Annotated in this window: 7 protein-coding genes; 2 read left to right on the top strand and 5 right to left on the bottom strand. The window is 33.8% G+C overall.

What is annotated here, in order from left to right; genetic code table 11:
* Positions 1 to 214: 214 nt before the first annotated feature.
* Together LS81_RS11410 and pseI are read right to left on the bottom strand one after the other, a co-directional pair.
* Positions 215 to 376: a hypothetical protein gene (locus tag LS81_RS11410; RefSeq protein ID WP_158659433.1), complete on the bottom strand. Its 162-nt coding sequence runs from the start codon at positions 374 to 376 to the stop codon at positions 215 to 217.
* Between the two features lie 139 nt (positions 377 to 515).
* On the bottom strand, positions 516 to 1607 hold the full coding sequence (gene pseI, locus LS81_RS10110; protein ID WP_162846255.1) for a pseudaminic acid synthase: 1092 nt from the start codon (positions 1605 to 1607) through the stop codon (positions 516 to 518).
* A gap of 205 nt (positions 1608 to 1812) precedes the next feature.
* On the opposite strand from pseI, the gene LS81_RS10105 reads away from it, so the two are divergent.
* Positions 1813 to 3000, top strand: a complete 1188-nt coding sequence (locus tag LS81_RS10105) for a sugar transporter (protein WP_034346101.1) — start codon at positions 1813 to 1815, stop codon at positions 2998 to 3000.
* Positions 3001 to 3003: 3 nt separating this feature from the next.
* Here LS81_RS10105 and lspA read toward each other — a convergent pair whose 3' ends face one another.
* Positions 3004 to 3486 carry a signal peptidase II gene (lspA, locus tag LS81_RS10100; RefSeq protein WP_034346103.1) on the bottom strand — a complete coding sequence of 161 codons (483 nt, stop codon included), beginning with the start codon at positions 3484 to 3486 and terminating at the stop codon, positions 3004 to 3006.
* Between the two features lie 405 nt (positions 3487 to 3891).
* On the opposite strand from lspA, the gene LS81_RS10095 reads away from it, so the two are divergent.
* Positions 3892 to 4983 carry an NAD(P)-dependent alcohol dehydrogenase gene (locus tag LS81_RS10095; RefSeq protein ID WP_034346104.1) on the top strand — a complete coding sequence of 364 codons (1092 nt, stop codon included), beginning with the start codon at positions 3892 to 3894 and terminating at the stop codon, positions 4981 to 4983.
* 68 nt (positions 4984 to 5051) lie between these two features.
* Here LS81_RS10095 and LS81_RS10090 read toward each other — a convergent pair whose 3' ends face one another.
* Together LS81_RS10090 and LS81_RS10085 are read right to left on the bottom strand one after the other, a co-directional pair.
* Positions 5052 to 5468, bottom strand: a complete 417-nt coding sequence (locus LS81_RS10090) for a hypothetical protein (protein ID WP_034346105.1) — start codon at positions 5466 to 5468, stop codon at positions 5052 to 5054.
* Between the two features lie 36 nt (positions 5469 to 5504).
* Complete coding sequence (locus LS81_RS10085; RefSeq protein WP_158659434.1) at positions 5505 to 5972, bottom strand: GTPase; 468 nt, start codon at positions 5970 to 5972, stop codon at positions 5505 to 5507.
* Positions 5973 to 6965 lie beyond the last annotated feature (993 nt).

Genomic DNA, 6965 nt, shown 5'->3' with positions numbered 1-6965 from the left:
TGCCTTGTGATGTGTATTTTTACTCCTTACTGCTTAGGGGTGGTAAAGAAGATATGAATAATCCTAGATGTTTCTATGGAGAAAATGGAGAAGTGTATAAATATCAATATACTTATACTCCTTATACACTCTTGCACCACTGGTATTACCAAACCACTCCTTAAGACCAATAGATTCTAAAAATGCTTCTAAAAATACATCACCTTGGTAGTGGTCACCCTGTGGATCCAAAAAAGCTATAAAGCAATGCACTATGCAGATACACTTCATTGTTTTTATTTAATATCTTAAGATAAGGGTTAAAATTATTATTTCCTCGCTTTTTATGACGTTCTGCTTTTTGATTCAAGTCTTTTATATTGTTAAAAAATGTCATATTTTTTCATTGTTATCTTCCTCTGACTTAAAATGCTTGCAGTATAAGGCGTAAAAAAGTCTAATACCAACGCTATGATTTAATTTTGCAGCTCATTGAAACAGCTAGGAATTAATTCTCACATAACAATACTTATGCTTCATTTAATATAAGATTCTAAAAGTGGCATACCGCCTTTTATATCCTTGCTAAAAGTTTTTCCAAGTATAGAATCTAAGTCTAAAGGTGACATGCCAACGCAAGGACGCACACATGCAATGTTTGAAAGGCTTACAATATCTCCAGCTCTAACATCTTTGGAAACAAAAAGACTGCGAGCAAAATTTCTTCCCTTTTTTTCTTGAGTTGCTCCCAAGTGGGAAACCATATGAGAATCTTGTGCTGTTATGGGCAATATTGCTTGTTGCTTGTCATAAAAATCTTGTGCCAACACACAAACATCGCGGACATTGCTTACCATAAGTCTAAACTCTTCTACATCAAGGCTAAAAGCACTATCCACACCCCCCAAACTTTTATCAAGAATAAAATGCTTCTCAATCACACTTGCCCCACAAAGTGTCGCCACAATAGGCACACTAATACCCAAAGTATGATCAGACAACCCTACTTTGACATTATAATCTTTCCACTGCTCTTTTATAGCTTGGATATTCGTTAATCTTGCATCGCCTAAGGAAGCAGGATATGCAGAAATACAATAAAGCAATGTAATAGATGTATTATCCCTTAGAATCTCTAAAGCACTTTTGATCTCATTATCATAGGCTACGCCAAGAGAGAGAATTACAGGCTTTTTTGTTGCTGCTATTGCTTTTAAAAGTGGTGTGTGCATAACCTCAAAACTTGCAATCTTATAGATAGGGCAATTTAAAGCCTCTAAAAATTCTACTCCCTCCACACTAAAAGGTGTGCTAAAAGCCTCTAAGCCTAAAGTATGTGCTAAGTCAAATATCTCTTTATGCCATTCCCATGGCATTTGTGCATCCTCATAAAGATCCCATAGGTAAGAATCTTTCCATAAACCTTCATTGATTCTAAAATATTCATTTTTATAAGGTAGGGTAAGGCAGCTTGGTTTATAGGTCTGTACCTTTATTGCATTTGCTCCAGTTTTTGCTATGGCTTGAACACTTTGTAGCGCGATATCTAGATTTTGATTATGATTGGCACTAAGTTCTGCGATGATAAATGGCACTTCCACAATAACCTCCAATAACATACAACACATAAGATTCTATCCAACATTGTGTATTTTAGAACAAAAAGTTTAATTTCTAACTACTTTCTCATATGCCTATTCCTATAATCTCTTTATATTTCTTGTTTATATATGAAACATTTTTATTTACGGGTTATACATAATTTAATAAGTTACAAATAAATACATATTTTTATGCTATAAGACATTTTCATTTTATACTTTAAGGTTAGTTATGTCTCACATTAAATCTAGCGTATTTGCTTGGCTGCCTGTTTTATGTGTTACTTTTGGTGCGTTTATTTTTAACACTTCAGAGTTTATACCTATTGGACTTTTAGGTGCTATTGGGGAAGATTTTTCCATGAGTGATTCAGAAGTGGGGATAATGCTAACAATTTATGCATGGGTAGTCGCTCTTGCATCATTGCCACTTATGCTCTATTTTGCACAAAGCAATCTCAAGCCCCTTATGCTAGGCGTTATTGCTCTATTTGTTTTTAGTCATTTTATTTCTGCTTTAGCACAAAACTTCACTATGCTTGTGGCCTCTCGCATAGGCGTGGCACTCTCGCATGCTCTCTTTTGGTCTATCGCCTCTGTCATGGCAGTACGTGCTGCACCTAAAGGCAAGCAAAGCAGTGCATTGGGCTTTGTAATTACAGGCAGTTCACTTGCTATGATTGTGGGATTACCGCTTGGACGCATGATAGGCTTATATGTAGATTGGCGTGTAACCTTCTTGTGCATAGGGCTTGTCGCATTATGTGTGGGTGTTGCTTTTTGGCGAGTATTTCCCACAATGCCAAATACACAAAATATTTCATTGAAAACACTTCCTACACTTTTACACAACAAGGCATTTATGAAAATCTGTCTTTTAACACTGATTTTTGTGAGCGGACATTTTAGTGCCTACACATATATTGAACCATTTTTAGAGAATGTAGCTGGTTTTAGGGCAAGCTCGGTTACTTTTGTTTTATGTTTATTTGGACTTATGGGAGTGGTAGGAAGTGTGCTATTTGCAAAATTTTACGAGCGATTCCATTTAGCATTTGTGCGTCTTAGTCTCTTTGGATTGGGATTTAGCATGTTTTTATTATATTTTGTAAGTGAATCTAGCATAGCTACTACCTTACTTTGTGCAGTATGGGGATTATGTTTCATGCTATTTGGTGTGATTTTTCAATCACAAGTCATTGCTGCTGTACCAAATGCTACTGCAGTAGCAATGAGTATTTTTTCAGGGATTTTTAATGTTGGCATAGGTAGTGGTGCACTCATTGGTGGTCAAACTTATACATATTTTGGAATAGAATCAATTGGCTTTGTAGCAAGTGGGATTTGTGCGGTTGCAGCATTATATTTTATAAGTGCTATGGGCTTTGCAAAAACATTTAAAAAGTTTAGAAGAGTATGAACGCTATATTTTCTTCTTTTTGTTTAAGAATAATGTTTGCAAGATAAATAAGGCAACGCCGCAATTAATAATAATATCTGCAAAATTAAATATAGGAAATTCAAACTTATAATGCCAATAGATATAATCAACAACCCCGCCATGCAAAAACCTATCAAGCACATTTGAAGCCCCACCCGCAAACATAAATGAAAAGGCAATATAATGATCTTTAAAAAGATGTTTTTGTGTAAATAAGATTCCAATAATAATAGCTATGAAACCAACTTGCATGTATTTTAGCCATTCACCAAGCCACGTAAGAAATGAGAAGGCAACTCCTGTGTTAAACACAAGTGCAATTGAAATCACAGGATTATCAGCTATCATAACAAAATCATGTAGACTTTGTGGTTGTGCGACATAAATCATTGCGTATTTTATAGCTTGATCTAGTGCTACAAGCAGAACAAAAAGAATACTAAAATATCGTATTTGCTTTGACATATTAAAACCTTATGTGAATCCAAAAAATAAGAACGACATTGTAGCAAAACGATATAAATATATTTTGTAATTTTTTAGGTATAAAAATAACACTTTAACAAAACAGCTATTAAATATAGATAGAACTGCATTTAGATACACATTCAAATAATACTTTCGTCTTTTCAGAACTAGACACAACAAGCCAGTGTATTAAAAAACTAACTATATAAAACAACTAAGTTGTGCACCTTGGAATATAATCGTGATATCTAGATCTTATAGAATTTATACTACTATAGTCTTGCTATAGAATCTAAACTTTATTTCACCATCTTTCAAGTCGGCCTCAAACCTCATTATTAACACTTTTTACAGACAAATCCTATATAATTGCCTACTATTTTATTTTCTAAGGGAGAGACAATGCTTTTACAAGATAATCTAACTCAAGCTAAAAATGGAGAAAAAATTAGTGCAAGAGGTTATGCAGTAACCCATAAGGATGATACGTTTAAACCCTTTGACTTTACGCGGCATGCAATGGGAGAAAATGATATTTTGATCGAGATTCTTTATGCAGGAATCTGTCACAGCGATATACATTCAGCCCGTAGTGAATGGAAAGATGGAATCTATCCTATGGTGCCAGGACATGAGATAGCTGGTCGTGTAGTAGCTATTGGTAATAAAGTGAGTAAATTTAAAGTCGGCGATTATGCAGGTGTGGGTTGCATGGTAAATTCTTGTGGCGAGTGTGAGGCATGTAAGCAAAGCCAAGAACAATTTTGTGAAAATGGTAAAACAATTTTCACCTATGATTGTCTTGATTGCTTTCATGATAATACTCCAACTTATGGTGGTTATTCAAATAACATTGTTGTAAGTGAAAAATTTGCTTTACAAGTGCCACAAGATGCTCCACTAGAAAAAGTCGCACCACTTCTTTGTGCTGGGATCACTACTTATTCACCGCTTAAATTTAGCAAAATAAAAAAAGGTGATAAGGTTGCAGTGGCAGGATTTGGCGGATTAGGACTCATGGCGGTAAAATATGCGCTCTATCTTGGTGCAGAGGTTAGCATATTTGCACGAAATACACTGAAAATGCAAGAAGCCAAAAATCTTGGTGTAAAAGCTCTCTATACAGATACAAGTGAATGTAGGGAACGCTTTGATTTTATCATTTCAACAATCCCAACTGCCTATGATGTCAATAATTATGTAGATTTACTGAAATTTGGTGGAGAAATGGCAATTGTTGGGTTACCACCTGTGGAGCTTAAAACACATATTGATGTAACGCGACTTGTCTTTAGTGCTGGAAAGAAAGTGTATGGATCGCTTATTGGTGGTATACAAGAAACGCAAGAAATGCTTGACATTTCCCTAAAAGAAGGAATCTATCCTGAAGTTGAAATCATTGGCGTTAATGACATCAATAAAGCCTATGAAAACCTCACAAATGGCAAAGCAAAATTCCGCTATGTAATTGATATGAAAAGCCTAGAAGGATAAAAGTTGCAAATAAAGCGAGGGGCAGAATCTGCTCACATCCTACATTGGTGTGATTCTGTTGTAACTGATTAAAACCAACCAGTTATAGCATCCCAAAGCTTTTTACCAGCTCGTTTAGCTACTTTAAGTGCAGGTATATAATCAGTCACCACATCTACAAGTTCAAGCACATCATCCCAAAATCCTTGATTATGTGAGTTGTGAACCTCCTCGCTTTCTTCTGTAGATTGCACGACTCTTTTGTGCTTTAGGATCTTTCTTAAGATCATAAACCCTAACTGCCCAATATTATAGGGTTTCTCTTGCGTCTGCGTCTCTTCATCATAGAATCCAGCACTATAACACACAATATCATCTGGACTCAATAATAATCCCGTATCTCTTTCAACCCTCTCACGCAAATCTATTGCTTTCTTCTGCAAAAATCTCTCTTGTCTTTCTGCTAATTTGTTATTATCTCTATCAAAAAATCGCTCTGATTCCACGCAATCACATTTGTTAAGTCCAATAAGATACGTTTGCTATCGCCAAGCACACCTAAAAGATATTTGATTGTATTGTATTCTTAATCCCTTTACCGTTGCATCGATAACAACAGGGGCTAAGTCAATCTTTGCATGTCCATATTCATCTTTTTCTTGCAAAAGCCTATGGATTTTATCCATATGTTGCTTATCTTTCTCACTCTCCTCACCAAGCCCTGGAGAATCATAAAGAGTTATATTTTTAGAGATTTTATACTTTTCTATCTCTTGTATTTGTGGTTGAGCATCTGATTCAACTTTTACCCTATCTTCCCCATAAAGAGCATTAATTGTGGAGCTTTTTCCAACACCTGTGCCACCAATAATTAGAATATTAAGAGGCATATCAAGTTCATCTAAGATGGCTTTCATGCCCTCCCTTTGCTCCTCTTCACGCCTACCTTTTAGTTCATAAATCATTTTTAGAATCTTTTTCCATCGTGATTCTAGAAACTGATCTGACATCATTATTTATCCTTTTGTATTATTTTAAGCACCCAGCTTAAAACACATTCTACAAAAAAACAAAACAAGAGTGTAAAAATCTTATAAAGAATTTAGGTATAGCTCAATTAACAAATCATATATCTATCTGTGGGATCAAGAAAATCGTAAACAATACTTGTTTATCTACCTACAAATCAAAATATTATAGGATTTGCAGCAAAGTTATTAAAAGAGAAAAGAAGTAAAGATGAGTTAGAATATGGAAATTTAAATAGAGATTATATAAGAGAATGCAGTATAAAAGATATGATAAAGAATAGTAAAAAAGAAAAATCATAGAAAAGATATAATAAATATAAAAATAAATGATACAGATATGTATCATTATATTATCGATGCGAATGTAAAGATACAATTATAGTAGGCTTATAGTTTGTTGCTATATTATGAGGGACAACATCTAATATAATATCTAAAGTGCCGATTAAGATAAAAAGCCATTAAAAATCATTCATATTATAGCTTTTATAAGAATGTTCATGATAGTAACTTTAAAATTTACTTTAGAGTCTTAGGCTTTTATTTTTAGTTTAATCATTGTATAGCACAGCAGGTGCTATGATGACTTTTATACTTGTATTTGATAGTTATTTGAAAAGATTGAATTGTTTTTATAAATCTTAAACACACAAAGGAATTACAATGTTGTTTCTAATATTTATGTTTTGTATTGCATTATCTCTTTCTTATTTTCTTTTATGACTTATATATAGAAAACTCTTTAAATCACAAAAGAAAATTTCTAAATTTCTTGCATTTCTTGGAAGCATAGGTTTAATTATGTTTTATTACACACCATATTCATTTTATTTAGAGCCTAGTTATTGGCAATTTAGAAATATGTGTAAGCTTAATGAATTACCTAATAATGAGGAGAAGTATAATAAGATTCTAGGGTATTTTGGTAAAAAGTTAGGTGACATAGATGACTTTCCACATACCAAGAAGTAT

It is taken from the genome of Helicobacter trogontum, assembly GCF_000765905.2.
In the GTDB taxonomy this organism is placed as follows: Bacteria; Campylobacterota; Campylobacteria; order Campylobacterales; family Helicobacteraceae; genus Helicobacter_A; species Helicobacter_A trogontum.
Note: the sequence above shows the minus strand (reverse complement) of the source record. Positions and strands in the feature narration are given on the sequence as shown.